This window comes from Nonomuraea sp. NPDC005650 (assembly GCF_040605375.1).
In the GTDB taxonomy this organism is placed as follows: Bacteria; Actinomycetota; Actinomycetes; order Streptosporangiales; family Streptosporangiaceae; genus Nonomuraea.
The window spans coordinates 1-13,437 of sequence record NZ_JBEXCR010000104.1 but is presented as its reverse complement, the minus strand read 5'-3'; the positions used below and the strand labels follow the sequence as shown (position 1 = coordinate 13,437).

The following is a 13,437-nucleotide window of genomic DNA, read 5'->3' as shown; positions in this document are numbered from 1 at the left end:
GATCAGGGCACCCGAGGCCATCCACGGGGAATTCTCGTGGCCATCAGCCGGGACTCAACTGGCCGCCCACCAGGAGTCTTCCATGGCCGTCGGCAAAGCTGCGAACCTTTCGTGCGAGATTGGTCAAGGCCTCTCCTGGGAGAATCGGGGTGCGAATTGTGGCGGACCACATGTCGTCCGGATCCTCGCTCGGGTTTGGAAAGCGAAGGGTCCAGCGGAGATCTACCCAGTAACCAGAATGGATGGCTTCCAGCTGAAGATCAGCTCTATGGGACGCCCATGTCCGCGTTCCGCGCCACCCTCTGAAGTCGGTTACCAGGTTCTCGAGGAAGTCGGCGAGCCCATCTCCCATGATGGTCTCCACGGCTACCTCTGCGTGAAGCCCAGCTGACTCGGCCTGAGCAAGGAAGAACATCAAGGCGTCGTCGTATGGCCGCTCGCACTGCGCGAGCCTGATGAAGGTCACTCCTGGGCCTGGTATTTCGACCTCCGGAGTTGGACGTTCATCTGCCAAGCGCTCCACCATGACTGCTCCAACTCTGGTGCACGAGGGCGATCAGTTCCTGTGCCTGCACGAGATCACAGTGTTGCGCACCCCGCGCGCCGTTCGCTGCACTGAGATCATCCCGTCCGCTGTCTGCCCACTCACAGGGGAAAGAGCAAAGGGCGACTTGGATACGTCGATACCGCGTGGAGGATCTCACTTGCCTGGGCTCATGCGGTAGGCAACACTGCAGCGTGCACTCCCAAGAGCAAGCCAAGCAAATGGTCGGGGAGTTGAGTGGCCGGCTCCACACCGCATTGCGCGACGGTGGCCTCGCCGCCGAACCCGTCCTCGAACTTGCCTGCTTGCTGGAAGAATGGGGTGTGAGCACTCCGGCTACGCGGGAACTCCTTGAACGCCCCGTGGCCCATCAGACCCCGGCTGATTTGACCCGTCTGGGCGAAAGCCTTCTCCGCGACACCGGCTTCGAGCCGACTTTCCCCCTCGAACCGAGGATGTGGGATGTGCTTGTGCAGGCGCTGACGGTCGTGGAGCGCGACGTTCGAGCCGCGGGAATCACCGGAACGCTCCGATTGGTCACCCAGGACTGGGACGACAACGGTCATGCCTGGGTGGAGTTTCAGGGCGGTTACTGGAGTAACCACGGCACCAGCATCCCACCCAGTGCGGGAAGCGACTTTCAAGGGGCGCTTGCGTGCGTGGCCGATGCCACCCAAGAAGTGATCATGGAGCTGATCTGGAAGGTCTGGCCCATTTGTGCCAGGCACGATCGTGGCCTACGCGTTGGGCTGGAGCACGGGATCGCCGTTTGGCGGTGCACAGGCGATGGAACGCATACTGTCGCGCCAATCGGCAAGCTGACATGATCGCGTCGCGGCGTTCAGTGTTTGTACAGGATCGTGATTAGCCGGGGATCCACCAGCAGTAGAGCAGGTGATCGCTCTCTTTGGCCCGTCGCGCCAGCGCGACGAACTCCTTGACCAGATTGAGCACGTGGTCACCGTCGTGAAAGCTGGAGACATCTTCATTCATCCATCGCTGGGCCACTTCGGGCAGGCGGTCGTCATCGACCTCGGCCAGTGCGTCGCGGACGCTCACCGAGAGTTCTGCGATCTCTGGTCCCTCGCGATAGGGGGAGTCCTCCGGCAGCGCTAGCCATTCGTCTTCGGTCTTTGGAGCCCCTTCGGGCGGCGGGTACAAGGTGATGGTCTCGACGAGGTCGTTCGAGTAGGGGATGCCCTTGATGACGGCCACGAGTTCGCCGAAAGATCCGGTGGGATCGATCCACTTGGTTTCCACGACGTCGAACGCTGGAGCGTCGGGGAGAGGTTTGGCCGGTGCCCGTAACTGGCTCGGTCGCCAGGTTGCGATGGCGCGATCGGGGGCGCGGTAGTAGTCGTGCATGGCGCTCATGCGTGCGCTCCTGTCGACGACGGCATGACCGTGAGTCGGGCCGATGACAGGTTACGGGTGCGGGGATGCGAGTGGAAGTTCGGGCAGGCGGCCGCTATCCGGATCGTCGATCGCCCCGAACCATCAGCGGAGGCCGGCCCACACGTGGCGATCGTTGGGCTGCACCTGCGCGCCGGCGTGGCGCTGGGTCGGCGGGCTTGCTGGGTACGGCGGGTGCGACGGTCGGCGTGGCGGCCCGGTGCTGCTGCCGCCCGGGACCGGCCCCAGGCCGCGTGCCCGGGCGGTGGGCATGCGACAGGCCACTGTACGGCGGCGCGGCGCGCCGCCGCTTGATCCCTACAAGAAGTATTCGGCAGTGCTCGGGCTATGTTTCGTGTCCTGTCTCGCTTGATCGCTTTCTGCGCCTGCTCGTGGCGTTATCGATGCTTCGGGGGAGGCTTGGGTGGCATTGGTGGAGTTGAGCGTCGCGGAGCAGCGCTATCACGCGGTGATCGAGGTGTTGTCCGGAGCGAAGGTCACCGACGTGGCCGGCCGTTACGGGATCTCGCGGCAGTCGGTGCACTCCTGGGTGCGCCGGTATCAAGACGGCGCCCTGGCCGCGCAGGCCGACCGCCCGCATGCGCCGAAGCCCCATTCGATGCAGACCCCGGCCGCTGTCGAAGCGCTGATCTGCGAGCCGCGGCGGGCTCCCCATCCTCCGGGAGCACATGGACACCCACGTACAGGACGAGCCAGGCGCTCTTGTGTTCTCCGCGGCCAAGGGCGGGCCGATGCGCCGCAGCGGCTTCAACACCCGCACTCGGTGGGTGGATGTCGTCACGGAGATGGGCCTGGCGGGGCTCCATTTCCACGATCTGAGGCACACGGGCAACACGCTGGCCGCAGAGTCCGACGCGGGGCTCAAAGATCTCATGGCACGCATGGGACACGACAACGTCCGAGCGGCCATGATCTACCAGCACGCCGTCAGGGGAGCCGACGAGGCAACCACCAACGCCATCGATCGGCAACTCGAATCGCGCGACGATGATGACGACAAGGGCGCGCTGGTCCCCATAGGGCGATCAAGAGCTAATGGCCCGCGAAGATCGAATCAGTCCGGAAACAACCAAGGCCCGGGTCGCGGTTCATGTCCCCACCTGGGCTTTCACGATGAGAGCGGGTGACGGGAATCGAACCCGCGCTGTCAGCTTGGGAATTCTTTCAAGATCACGGTACCTGAGCTGGCGAAACGTTGACCTGAGCGGATGTCGGTCGAGTAGCTGTGAGTCCCCGTGGGTCTCTGCTGATCGCTCTACGAACGGGCACGCAACGGGCACGCGGCTTGTGGCACCGGTCTCGTTCCGCAGTCAGATCATGATCGGGTATTCGGAGCGCCTGCTGCGCCGCTTGATCTAACATCGTCGCCGTGGTGTCGTGGGCCAGAAGGTATCGGTCAGGTGACTACGTTCCCGTGTGGAATGAGATGCGTGCTTTCGGGTCGGCTGGAGTGTCGGCGAGCCTACGCGAGGATGCCGAGGACGTTGCCCGAGAGACCATGCGGCGTGTGGCTGTCAATGCTGATGTGTTGGTGGACCGGCTTTCGTCTGCGGGGTACAGGTTCGCCTGCCCTGATGCGATCCGGCAGCCGCCGACGACGGATGATTTTGACGCCATCGCCAAGGCCGAGACCCTCATTGGCCACCTCCCGGTAGCGCTTCGCGCCTGTCTGGAGGTGGTGGGTGTGGTTGATCTATGCGGAGATGGAGGCTCGCTGCTGCCCCACGTCCGTTACCACGAGCCGCCAGGGAAGTCTTGGGACTGCGGCCCGGACCCCCTGGTTCTTCACTCGGGCATGATGCTGCAGGACATGTTGGATTCGGCTGTGGGAGACCTCAGCCTGGGCTGCGCGTGTACAGATCCGGAAGAAGACGAACAGTGCGGGTTCCATGAAGACGGCTTCTTCTTCGACATCGCACCCGATGTGGCAGCCAAGGCGAACTACAGCGGAGGAGGTCACGGTGTCCGTCTGCCGGACGCTAACCCCGACCCATTGGTCGAGGGCACGACCGCGGGGCCGATTTCGTTCGTCGAATACCTACGCTGCTCGCTCTCCTGGGGAGGATTCCCCGGCTACCGTGATCGGCCTGCACACGTTCCGGTGCCCGAGTTCGTCGGGCGGCTTAGCAGCCGACTACTGGAGTTCTAAGCGCGGGAGAGAGATCACGCCCGTAAACTGGCTCTTTGCTGTGAGAGCGGGTGACGGGAATCGAACCCGCGCTGTCAGCTTGGGAACTGCACGGATCGCGGCACGCGAGGGCTCTGAGCTGGGCGGAAGCCTGGTCTGGAGTGACCGTGGTTGACCCCTCGTTATCCTTTCTAATTGCACGCTAATTGCACGGCGATCAGCTCCCGGCCTGGGGTTTCTCGCGCGACGCGCGCACCCTGCCCCCCGATCATCCCGTTTGCCGTCGACCCGCCGGAAGGGGAAGCGGACCGGCCCTGGTCTGCTCGGCTTGTCCCGGGTCGATGGCGGGCGGGATGATCAGGCTTCCACCTCAGCCACCTACGGCCCAGGCATCCAGCGCGGAGATCATCCCGGAGCCGGAGTCCCCCCGCCGGAAGCCTGTCCGGGCTTCGAAATGACAACTGTCTGCACGAACTTGTCGTGAAGACACTGGCGACGGTTATCCATGCCGATCCAACTAAGATCAGCAAGGGCTAGCAGCCAGCCGATGAAAGGAATTAATGGGGCGCCGAGAAATAAGAGTGCACGGATCATGGCTTGGCCGAGTGTCGGGGACTGGCCGGTGGCCAGCGAAATGACCTTGATGTTCAACAGTCGCTTTCCAAGCGTTTGTCCCCAGCGTGCGTGCGCTAGGCCGTAGTACGAGACGCCGAGGAGAGTCTGAGCGAGGACAAACGCCCAAACAGCGGGATTGCTGCCCCAAGGGTTCGTAATCGAGGAGTCGTCGTCGAGCATTGAGTAACCCGGGATGACGGCCACCATGGCGAGGCTTAGCAGCGCGAAAACAACCGTATCGATGATGCTGGCCGCGAGTCGGCGAAGAAGCCGTGCCGTCGGATGGTCGATCAGGGGGTGGGGCTCGGTCACGCGGTTAGTGTGCCGTATCGGGCAGGAAAGCGGAAAGTGGGCGTTGAAGACCTACCGCCTACAGATTGCGCTGGCAGAACCGCAGTAGCGGCCCGAGTGGCGGGCGCGCGCGAGAACGGCCCCCAGGCCGCACGCGCAGCGTGCGGCCCGCAAGCTCGGGCCGCGCGACGGCGCGTGCGCCGTCGCCTTGATACCTAAAAGAGCTATTCGGCAGTGCGCTGGTTGTGCCTGGTGGCTTTGGGGGCCTCGGCGATGAGTTCGACGAGGTCGGCTATGAGTTTCGGGCTTGCGGCGATGGTTGCGTGGGCGCTCATGGTGTGGGGGCTGCCGTCGAGGTCGACGACCGCGGCTCCGGCTTCACGGGCGATGATGACGCCGGCGGCGGTGTCCCATGGGTTGTTGGTGAGCATGATGTTGGCGTCGATCTTGCCGTCTGCGACCCAGGCGAGATCGATCGCGGCTGAGCCGAACATCCGAATGCGCTGGACGCGTGCGGCTAGTTCCTGGGTCAGGGCGAGACGGGGTCGGTTCCGTTCGTGGGCATCCTTGCCTACGGCATAGTCGCCGATGGCCACGATGGCGGTTTCCAACTCGCGAGCATCGCTCACTCGAATGTCGGATCCGTTGGCTTGAGCGCTTGCCCCTTCGGCTGCTGTATAGCGGATATCGAGGAACGGGAGATCGATGACTCCGAGCGTGGGCATGTCCTTGTCGATCAGCCCGAGAGATACACCGCACAGTGGGATGCCGTGCAGGAAGTTAGCTGTTCCGTCCAGCGGGTCGAGTGCCCACATCAGGCCGTCACCCATGCGGCTGACGCCCTCTTCTTCACCGAGGAACCCGATCTCAGGTGTCTCTCGCGACAGGAATTCGCGTACGGCGTGTTCTACGGCGTAGTCCACTTCTGTCGCCATGTCACGGTCACCTTTGGCGGTGACGACACCGGGAGTCTTGGTTTTGATGATGTCGCTGGCGATTGATACGGCGCGTTCGGCGATGGGAAGAAGCGTTCGAGCGTCGATGGTCATACAGGTTTGCTCCGCTCCCACATATCCTTGAACACCTGGTCGAAGACGGGGAACAATCCCTCCGCGGCGGTGTTGTCTTTGATCACGAAGGTTGGCGAGTCGACACCGCGGGACTGCGGTAGGTACGGCTGGACCACGCAGAGCGCCCGGTCCACGATCAGCAGGTTGAAGCGGATCGTCTCGTCGTAGACGTGGAGTTCGAGGCGCTGGGCCGAGGTGGTGTCGAGTCGATCGCGCAGCCTGGTCAACATGGTGATGTTGAGTGCTGTGAGGGTCGTCAGAGTGCTGTCGGTGTAGTGCTCTTCTGCTTCGCGAGCGCGGATCGCCTGGCCCTTGGGGTCGAGGAAGAGGCAGCGGATGCGGGTGCCGGAGTCCAACAGGCGCCTGAGCTGGTGGTCCGGGTAGCTCTGGCAGATGATGTTGAGCGACAGGCCCGCCGCGTTGACCTCCTTCGCACTGTCGAACATCGTCGACGGGGGATACGCGGATGAGAAGGCGGAGGGGCTGCTGAAGACGGCCGTTACGTCGGCCATCTGCGGCATCGCGCAGGCTGCAACCTCGGGGCCGGCGCTTTGGGCTGGCTCTGGCTCCGTTCTCGGCGTGGGGACTTTGACGGCGTTCGTGGAGAACAGCTCACGTGCCGACTTGCCGGGGAACATCGCTTCCAGGACGCGGCAGTGGCCGGAGTAGGGCAGGCCCTTGAGTTCGCCGGTCAGCCATCGATGGAGCTGAGCGCGGCTCGGCCAACCACCCTGCAACGACGGGTCCGCCTTTTTGGCGGCTTTGTCGTACTCCTTACAGAACGTGCTGTAGGTCTGCCAGTGGCGTTGCGTCAGGAGGGACTTCAACAGGATCGGCTGTTCAGTCATGATCCGCGCCTCGGGCTGGGGTGCCATACAGGCCCAGGTTAGCGACAGAGACGGGCTCGGACGAGACAAAGAGGAGACGAACGGAGACGAGTCGATCACAGACGGTACTCGCGGGCGATCGAGACGTGACAGTTCCTCGGGCAATCCTCGTCGCATGACTGCGCGATGTGACTCTTGCTCGGGACGGGGCTGGAAATACGTCAGCCTTCGCCGGGCCGTTGTGGCGGCTGAGAACCCGGGTGGAGACGCCTCGGAGGACAGGCACCAGGACGACTGCTGGCGGTGCAACGGGACCGGAGAGGCGGGTGCGCTGTCGTGACGATGGACACCGACTGTTTCAGCTTCCATGTCGCTTCGCCGCAACCGGATCACATGCGCTTGGTCTGGCAAGAGCCCCACAAGGCGGAGGACCTGGTCCGGGTGACCGCCTACACCTGTGACTGCAAGGACACGGTCTACGAACTGTGCCATGCGGCGGGCCACTCCTTCATCCGCCGGACTCGGCGAAGGGCCGGGGCAACGCAGGTCCATGAGACGTACCGATGGCTGCGCAAGGAGGCGCAAGGCGTCTGGATAGCCCTTCTCGAAGGTCGGGCCCGATAAGCGGGCGCGGCGAGGGGTGCGGAGGGGTGCCCATCTCGTCGTGCCTTGGGTTGGTGGGGGACTGCTGTCGCGCAGTCAGACAGTCCCTCACCAGTCCGTACGGTTCCTGTGCGCGAGGAGGAGACAGACCGCGATGTCGGGGGCCGGTCTCAAGGACCTGATGGCCCGGATGGGGCACGACAACGTCAGGGCAGCCATGATCTACCAGCATGCGGTCAGGGGCGCTGACCAGGTGATCACGAATGCCATCGATCAGCAGCTCAAGCAGCACGACGATGACGGCTCGGCGGGTGAACTGGCTCCCGTGGGCTAATTGCACGCTAGTTGCACGGAAGATCGAAAAGAGCCTCAGAAACGATCAAAGCCAGGTCGGGAAGCCATCCCTGACCTGGCTTTTCATAGTGAGAGCGGGTGACGGGAATCGAACCCGCGCTGTCAGCTTGGGAAGCTGATGTTCTGCCATTGAACTACACCCGCGTGCGGCTCGAAGCCGCGTCCCCCACTGTAGCGGAAACTTGGCGTACAACAGCAATCCCAACCCCCCAGAGTTTCCGATCGGGCGGTAAGTTGCTCACCGTGCTGCTATCTGACCGTGACATCCTTGCTGAGCTCGAAGCCGGCCGACTCGGGCTTGATCCGTTCGACCTGGAAATGATCCAGCCCTCCAGCATCGACGTGCGGCTTGACCGGTTCTTTCGGGTGTTCGAGAACCATCGGTACCCGCACATCGATCCCTCGGTGGAGCAGCCGGATCTTACGCGGATGGTCGAGCCCGACGGGGATGAGCCGTTCATCCTGCATCCGGGGGAGTTCGTGCTGGCCTCCACCTATGAGGTGGTGACGTTGCCGGATGATCTGGCGTCGCGGCTGGAGGGGAAGAGCTCGCTGGGGCGGCTCGGGTTGTTGACGCATTCGACCGCGGGGTTCATCGATCCGGGGTTCAGCGGGCATGTCACGTTGGAGCTGTCGAACGTGGCCACGTTGCCGATCAAGCTCTGGCCGGGGATGAAGATCGGGCAGTTGTGCGTGTTCCGGCTCAGTTCGCCCGCCGAGCACCCGTACGGGTCCGAGAAGTACGGGTCGCGGTATCAGGGGCAGCGGGGGCCGACGCCGTCCAGGTCGTTCAGGGACTTCCATCGGACCAAGGTCTGATATCTAGAGGTCCCCCGGTACGTGGGCAAAAAAGATCCCAAAGTACCCTCTGTCCCGGGTGTTGCACAACATACGCAGGGTAACCAGTAGGAGAAGGGGACATGAAGTTCGCATTTCGCCTGGTAGCCCGTACCCTTTCCACGGACCATCCCCGCACATCTGGAGAACGACGTGCGCCTGCGTCTCACGCCACGTGAGGACAGCTACTACGACCTGTTCGCAGACTCCGCGAACAACCTGGTCACCGCATCCCGTTTGCTGGTAGAGATCATTAGTGACGGATCGGACAGGGAAGCCCTGGCCGAGAAGATGCGTGCTTGCGAGCACGCCGGGGACGAACGCACCCACGCGATCATGAACCGGCTGAATGAGAGCTTTATCACTCCGTTCGACCGTGAGGACATCTACCGACTCGCGTCCAACCTCGACGACGTGATGGACGCCATGGAGGCGGCCTCCGACCTCATCGTCCTGTACCAGCTCGACCATCTCCCGAAAGACGTGGTCAGGCAGGTCGAGGTGCTGGAGCGGGCCGCCGAGCTGACCGCCGAGGCGATGCCGCGGCTGCGGTCCATGAAGAACCTCAACGAGTACTGGATCGAGGTCAACCGCCTGGAGAACCAGGGTGACCAGGTCTACCGGCGGCTGCTGGCCAAGCTGTTCAGCGGCGAGTACGACGCGCTCACCGTCATGAAGATGAAGGAGGTCGTCGACGCCCTCGAAGAGGCGGCCGACGCCTTCGAGCACGTGGCCAACACCGTCGAGTCGATCGCGGTCAAGGAAAGCTAGGCCCAGTAGTGGACCTCACGCTCGCCCTCGTCATCGGCGTGGTCGTCATCTCTTTGGTGTTCGACTACACCAACGGGTTCCACGACGCGGCGAACGCCATCGCAACCTCCGTCTCGACCCGGGCCCTGACCCCCAGGGCCGCGCTGTTCATGGCCGCCGCCATGAACTTCATCGGCGCCCACCTGGGCACCCAGGTCGCGCAGACGGTCGGCAAGGGGATCATCGACGCTCCGAACGGCTCACACGGACTGGTCGTCGTGGCCGCGGCGCTCATCGGAGCGATCTCCTGGAACCTGATCACGTGGTACTTCGGCCTGCCCTCCTCCTCCAGTCACGCGCTCATCGGCGGACTGGTGGGCTCCGCCCTGGCCTCGGCCAGCGTGGTGCACTGGGACGGCGTGGTCGAGAAGGTCGTCATCCCGATGGTGCTGTCGCCACTGGTCGGGTTCACGCTGGCGGCCTTGATCATGATCGCAATTTACTGGATCTTCCGCAACAGCCAGCCCGGCAAGACCAACCGGGGCTTCCGCTACGCGCAGACCGTCTCGGCCGCCGCCATGGCGCTTGGGCACGGGCTGCAGGACGCGCAGAAGACCATGGGCGTCATCTTCCTGGCGCTCACCGTCGGCGGGCTCGCCGCGCCGTCCGACCCCATCCCGCAGTGGGTCATCCTGGCCGCCGCGGGGGCGATCTCGCTGGGGACGTACGCGGGCGGCTGGCGCATCATGCGTACGCTGGGCCGGCGCATCATCGCGCTCGACCCGCCCCAGGGCTTCGCCGCGGAGTCCGCGGCGGCGACGGTCCTGTACGTGGCGGCCATCGGGTTCGGGGCGCCGATCTCCACCACACACACGATCACCACGGCGATCATGGGTGTGGGGGCCACCAAGCGGCTCAGCGCCGTACGGTGGGGGGTCGCCGGGAACATCGTGACCGCCTGGATCCTGACCATTCCGGCAGCCGCCCTGGTGGCCGCCCTCTCCTACTTCATCCTTCACGCGGTGGTGGAGTAGCGGCCTCCCCGGAGGGCGCGTACATCACGTCCACGTCCCAGCGGTTGAAGCCGAGGGACTCGTACAGCCTGATCGCCGCCGTGTTGGCCTCGTCCACGTACAGCATCGCCTGGGCGAGGCCGCGCGAGCGCAGGTGGCACAGCCCGGCCAGGGTCAGCGTCCTGCCCAGGCCGGTGCCCTGCTGCGTGGGGTCGACGCCCACGACGTAGACCTCTCCCAGGAGCTCGTGGCCGTGGGCGGAGGAGCCGTGGATCTTCGTCCAGTGGAAGCCGGCCAGCCGGTCGCCGCGGAAGGCCAGGAAGAACCCCTCCGGGTCGAACCAGGGCTCCTCCTCGCGGCGGAGCAGGTCCTCCATCGTCCAGGCGCCCTGCTCGGGGTGGTGGGCGAAGGCGGCGGCGTTGACCTTGAGCCAGGCCTCCTCGTCCTGGCCCGGTACGAACGTGCGCAACTGCACCCCATCGGGCAGGGCGGAAGCCTCAAGCGGGGCGAAAAGGGAGCGGCGCATCTGCCAGAGCGAGCGCACCCGCTCGAAGCCGAACGTGGCCGCCAGCGCCCCGGCGCCCGGGTGGTCGCCGTGCGCCCACAGCCGCGGGTGCCCGTCCGCCAGCTCCATGACCGCGCTCAGCAGGCGCGCGCCGTGTCCGCTGCGCCGGTGGCCGGGGTGGATGACGAGCTCGGCGCTCGGGCCCTCGACCTCGTCCGTCGGGTCGACGTGGGCGTAGCCCACCAGCGTGCCGTCCGCCTCCAGGAGCAGGGACCGGGCCTGCGGGTCGCCGCCGTAGCGGAGATGGAGCATCACGTGCTCGTTGAGCGGGCGGACGCCGTCGGCCTCCGTCGCAGCCTCCACCAGGTCGAGCACCTCGGCGATCTCGCCGTCATCGAGCCGTCCCCTGACCTTCACATGCTCACCCACTGGCCCTCCTTCGCCGTGAGCGATCATCGTTCGCCCACAGAACGAACTCTAGGCGTATGACTGGCAAATAACGCCATGTGACAACCTGGCAAATCGTTACCTTTGCGCCATTGGCTGCATAGGTTCCCAACGTAACGTCTAGGGCCATGACCTCTCGTTCTTTCCTCCGGCTGGCGCTGGCCGGAGCCGTGGCCTCGGGTGCGGTGCTGCTCGCCACGCTCCCGGCGGACGCGAGCAAGGCCCCTCGTACGGTGCCCGTACGGTTGCTCGCGCTCAATGACTTCCACGGCAACCTCGAACCCCCCACCGGCTCCTCCGGCCGCATGGTGGACGAGAACGGCCAGACCGTGGACGCCGGCGGTGCCGCTTACGTCGCCACGCACATGAAGGCGCTGGCGAACAAGAACACCATCGCCGTGGCCCAGGGCGACCTCATCGGGGCGACGCCGCTGATCTCGGCGGCCTACCACGACGAGCCGTCGGTCGAGTTCATGGACAAGCTGGGGCTCAAGGTGGCCGCGGTGGGCAACCACGAGTTCGACGAGGGCTACGCCGAGCTGCGGCGCATCATGGACGGCGGCTGCCACCCGGTGGACGGCTGCTCGCCCGCCGGCCCGTGGAAGGGCGCGAAGTTCGACTACGTCGGCGCGAACGTCCTGTTCAAGAACCGCAACGAGAAGACCGACGCGCTCGCCGCCCTCGGCGGCTCGAACTCGGCGCAGGTCAAGCAGGTCCTGTCGGACTGGGGCGTGCCCGCGCTGCCGCCGGTCAGCATCAAGTGGATGAACGGCGTGCCGGTCGGCTTCATCGGCCTCGTCACGCAGACCACGCCGAGCATCGTCACGGGCGAGGGGATCAAGGATCTCAAGTTCGTGGATGAGGTGAAGGCCGCGAACGTCGCCTCGAAGCTGCTCAAGCTCGTCGGGGTGAAGGCGCAGGTCGTACTCATGCACGAGGGCGACCAGGTGAACGCGGGCCAGTCGCCCGACGCGTGCAGCGCCGTCCCCGGGGCGGGCAACCGCATCGCCACGCAGGTGGACCCGGAGATCGACATCGTGCTCAGCGGGCACTCGCACCAGGCGTACCTGTGCAAGGTCAAGGACCCGGCGGGCAACGACCGCGTCTACTCGCAGGGCGGCTCGTTCGGGCGGGTCATCACGCAGGTGGACCTGAACGTGAACCTCAAGACGCGGGACATCGAACGCTCCTCGGTCGTCGCCGACAACCACGTCGTGACCCGGACGGTCACTCCGGATCCCGAAATTTCGACGTTCGTGCAGACGTGGAAGGACCGCGTCGCGCCCGTCGCGAACAAGGCCGTCGGCAAGATCACCGCTGACATCACGAACACGGCCGCGCCGTCCGGCGAGTCCGCGCTCGGCGACCTCATCGCCGACAGCCAGCTCGCCGCCACGAAGACCGGCGGCAACGCCCAGATCGCCCTGATGAACCCGGGCGGCGTGCGGGCGTCCCTGACGTACGCGACGTCCCCGGCGAACGAGGGCGACGGCGTCGTCACGTACGGCGAGGCGTTCACCGTGCAGCCGTTCAACAACCTCATGCAGGTCGTCACGCTGACGGGCGCCCAGCTCAAGACCGTGCTGGAGCAGCAGTTCACCGGTGGGCCCAACAACCAGGCGTTCACCAAGATCCTGCAGCCGTCGTCGAACTTCACCTACACCTACAGCCGGAGCGCCGCCTGGGGCTCCAAGGTGTCGAACATGAAGATCGACGGGGTGCCGGTGACGGACACGCAGTCGATCCGGGTCGCGGCCAACAACTTCCTCGTGGGCGGCGGCGACGCGTTCGCCGCCTTCAAGGACGGCACCGACCTGTGGAGCGGGCCGCTGGACATCGACGCCTTCGTCGAGCAGCTCGGCAAGGACAACCCCATCGCCCCGCCCGCCACCAACCGGATCACCGCCGTCGACTGACGCCGCTTTCCCTCCGGCCCGCCCGTTTCCCTTCTCTTCTAGTGGTTGTCGCAACACCCCAGTTGAGGGGATGCGATGGACTTCGAGATTCGGGAGGACCGGGAACGTACTCGGGGGCGCAGGG

14 protein-coding genes, 1 tRNA gene and 1 pseudogene are annotated in these 13,437 nt (G+C 65.1%); 9 read left to right on the top strand and 7 right to left on the bottom strand.

Annotated elements, in window-relative coordinates; translation table 11 throughout:
* Positions 1 to 43: 43 nt before the first annotated feature.
* Positions 44 to 526, bottom strand: a complete 483-nt coding sequence (locus ABZS69_RS66520; RefSeq protein ID WP_355395386.1) for a DUF6228 family protein — start codon at positions 524 to 526, stop codon at positions 44 to 46.
* A 212-nt stretch (positions 527 to 738) separates the two neighbouring features.
* Between ABZS69_RS66520 and ABZS69_RS66515 the strand changes: the two genes are divergently transcribed.
* On the top strand, positions 739 to 1,371 hold the full coding sequence (locus tag ABZS69_RS66515) for a hypothetical protein (protein WP_355395384.1): 633 nt from the start codon (positions 739 to 741) through the stop codon (positions 1,369 to 1,371).
* A 37-nt stretch (positions 1,372 to 1,408) separates the two neighbouring features.
* Here ABZS69_RS66515 and ABZS69_RS66510 read toward each other — a convergent pair whose 3' ends face one another.
* On the bottom strand, positions 1,409 to 1,918 hold the full coding sequence (locus ABZS69_RS66510) for a hypothetical protein (protein WP_355395381.1): 510 nt from the start codon (positions 1,916 to 1,918) through the stop codon (positions 1,409 to 1,411).
* A gap of 448 nt (positions 1,919 to 2,366) precedes the next feature.
* Between ABZS69_RS66510 and ABZS69_RS66505 the strand changes: the two are divergent.
* From ABZS69_RS66505 to ABZS69_RS66495, 3 genes and pseudogenes are all read left to right on the top strand, one after another.
* Positions 2,367 to 2,534, top strand: a pseudogene (locus tag ABZS69_RS66505) (helix-turn-helix domain-containing protein); the annotation flags it as partial.
* A 76-nt stretch (positions 2,535 to 2,610) separates the two neighbouring features.
* Positions 2,611 to 3,084, top strand: coding sequence for a tyrosine-type recombinase/integrase (locus tag ABZS69_RS66500; protein ID WP_355395389.1), 474 nt, complete (start codon positions 2,611 to 2,613; stop codon positions 3,082 to 3,084).
* A 380-nt stretch (positions 3,085 to 3,464) separates the two neighbouring features.
* Positions 3,465 to 4,106, top strand: a complete 642-nt coding sequence (locus ABZS69_RS66495; protein ID WP_355395378.1) for a hypothetical protein — start codon at positions 3,465 to 3,467, stop codon at positions 4,104 to 4,106.
* A 384-nt stretch (positions 4,107 to 4,490) separates the two neighbouring features.
* On the opposite strand, the gene ABZS69_RS66490 is transcribed toward ABZS69_RS66495, so the two are convergent.
* The 3 genes from ABZS69_RS66490 to ABZS69_RS66480 all read right to left on the bottom strand — a co-directional run bounded on the left by ABZS69_RS66490 (position 4,491) and on the right by ABZS69_RS66480 (position 6,936).
* Positions 4,491 to 5,012 (bottom strand): RDD family protein, encoded by a 522-nt coding sequence (locus ABZS69_RS66490; RefSeq protein ID WP_355395375.1) that lies wholly within the window; start codon positions 5,010 to 5,012, stop codon positions 4,491 to 4,493.
* Positions 5,013 to 5,215: 203 nt separating this feature from the next.
* Positions 5,216 to 6,040 (bottom strand): inositol monophosphatase, encoded by an 825-nt coding sequence (locus ABZS69_RS66485; RefSeq protein WP_355395372.1) that lies wholly within the window; start codon positions 6,038 to 6,040, stop codon positions 5,216 to 5,218.
* On the bottom strand, positions 6,037 to 6,936 hold the full coding sequence (locus tag ABZS69_RS66480) for a DUF5919 domain-containing protein (RefSeq protein WP_355395369.1): 900 nt from the start codon (positions 6,934 to 6,936) through the stop codon (positions 6,037 to 6,039). The genes ABZS69_RS66485 and ABZS69_RS66480 overlap by 4 nt, the downstream gene beginning before the upstream one ends.
* Positions 6,937 to 7,645: 709 nt before the next feature.
* Here ABZS69_RS66480 and ABZS69_RS66475 point away from each other — a divergent pair.
* Positions 7,646 to 7,825 carry a hypothetical protein gene (locus tag ABZS69_RS66475; RefSeq protein WP_355395367.1) on the top strand — a complete coding sequence of 60 codons (180 nt, stop codon included), beginning with the start codon at positions 7,646 to 7,648 and terminating at the stop codon, positions 7,823 to 7,825.
* A 93-nt stretch (positions 7,826 to 7,918) separates the two neighbouring features.
* Here the strand turns inward: ABZS69_RS66475 and ABZS69_RS66470 are convergent.
* A tRNA-Gly gene (locus tag ABZS69_RS66470) sits at positions 7,919 to 7,989 on the bottom strand.
* Here ABZS69_RS66470 and dcd point away from each other — a divergent pair.
* The 3 genes from dcd to ABZS69_RS66455 all read left to right on the top strand — a co-directional run bounded on the left by dcd (position 7,975) and on the right by ABZS69_RS66455 (position 10,466).
* Positions 7,975 to 8,664, top strand: coding sequence for a dCTP deaminase (gene dcd, locus ABZS69_RS66465; RefSeq protein ID WP_355395364.1), 690 nt, complete (start codon positions 7,975 to 7,977; stop codon positions 8,662 to 8,664). The genes ABZS69_RS66470 and dcd overlap by 15 nt on opposite strands.
* A 171-nt stretch (positions 8,665 to 8,835) precedes the next feature.
* The gene (locus ABZS69_RS66460; protein ID WP_043625094.1) at positions 8,836 to 9,453 is read left to right on the top strand and encodes a DUF47 family protein; all 618 of its coding nucleotides are present in this window, start codon (positions 8,836 to 8,838) and stop codon (positions 9,451 to 9,453) included.
* Positions 9,454 to 9,461: 8 nt separating this feature from the next.
* A complete protein-coding gene (locus tag ABZS69_RS66455) occupies positions 9,462 to 10,466 on the top strand; it encodes an inorganic phosphate transporter (protein ID WP_355395362.1) in 1,005 nt (334 codons plus the stop codon).
* On the opposite strand, the gene mshD is transcribed toward ABZS69_RS66455, so the two are convergent.
* Positions 10,441 to 11,379 (bottom strand): mycothiol synthase, encoded by a 939-nt coding sequence (mshD, locus tag ABZS69_RS66450; protein ID WP_355395359.1) that lies wholly within the window; start codon positions 11,377 to 11,379, stop codon positions 10,441 to 10,443. The two genes, ABZS69_RS66455 and mshD, sit on opposite strands and share 26 nt — an antisense overlap.
* Before the next feature lie 146 nt (positions 11,380 to 11,525).
* Here mshD and ABZS69_RS66445 point away from each other — a divergent pair, with 146 nt between their 5' ends.
* The gene (locus ABZS69_RS66445) at positions 11,526 to 13,313 is read left to right on the top strand and encodes a bifunctional metallophosphatase/5'-nucleotidase (RefSeq protein ID WP_355395356.1); all 1,788 of its coding nucleotides are present in this window, start codon (positions 11,526 to 11,528) and stop codon (positions 13,311 to 13,313) included.
* The last annotated feature ends 124 nt before the right edge of the window (positions 13,314 to 13,437 follow it).

Bases quoted from the DNA above. Each gene is read 5' to 3' on its own strand.
- ABZS69_RS66480 (WP_355395369.1), bottom strand. From the start codon at position 6,936: ATGGCACCCCAGCCCGAGGCGCGGATCATGACTGAACAGCCGATCCTG.
- ABZS69_RS66520 (WP_355395386.1), bottom strand. From the start codon at position 526: ATGGTGGAGCGCTTGGCAGATGAACGTCCAACTCCGGAGGTCGAAATA.
- ABZS69_RS66485 (WP_355395372.1), bottom strand. From the start codon at position 6,040: ATGACCATCGACGCTCGAACGCTTCTTCCCATCGCCGAACGCGCCGTA.
- ABZS69_RS66510 (WP_355395381.1), bottom strand. From the start codon at position 1,918: ATGAGCGCCATGCACGACTACTACCGCGCCCCCGATCGCGCCATCGCA.
- ABZS69_RS66475 (WP_355395367.1), top strand. From the start codon at position 7,646: ATGTCGGGGGCCGGTCTCAAGGACCTGATGGCCCGGATGGGGCACGAC.
- ABZS69_RS66445 (WP_355395356.1), top strand. From the start codon at position 11,526: ATGACCTCTCGTTCTTTCCTCCGGCTGGCGCTGGCCGGAGCCGTGGCC.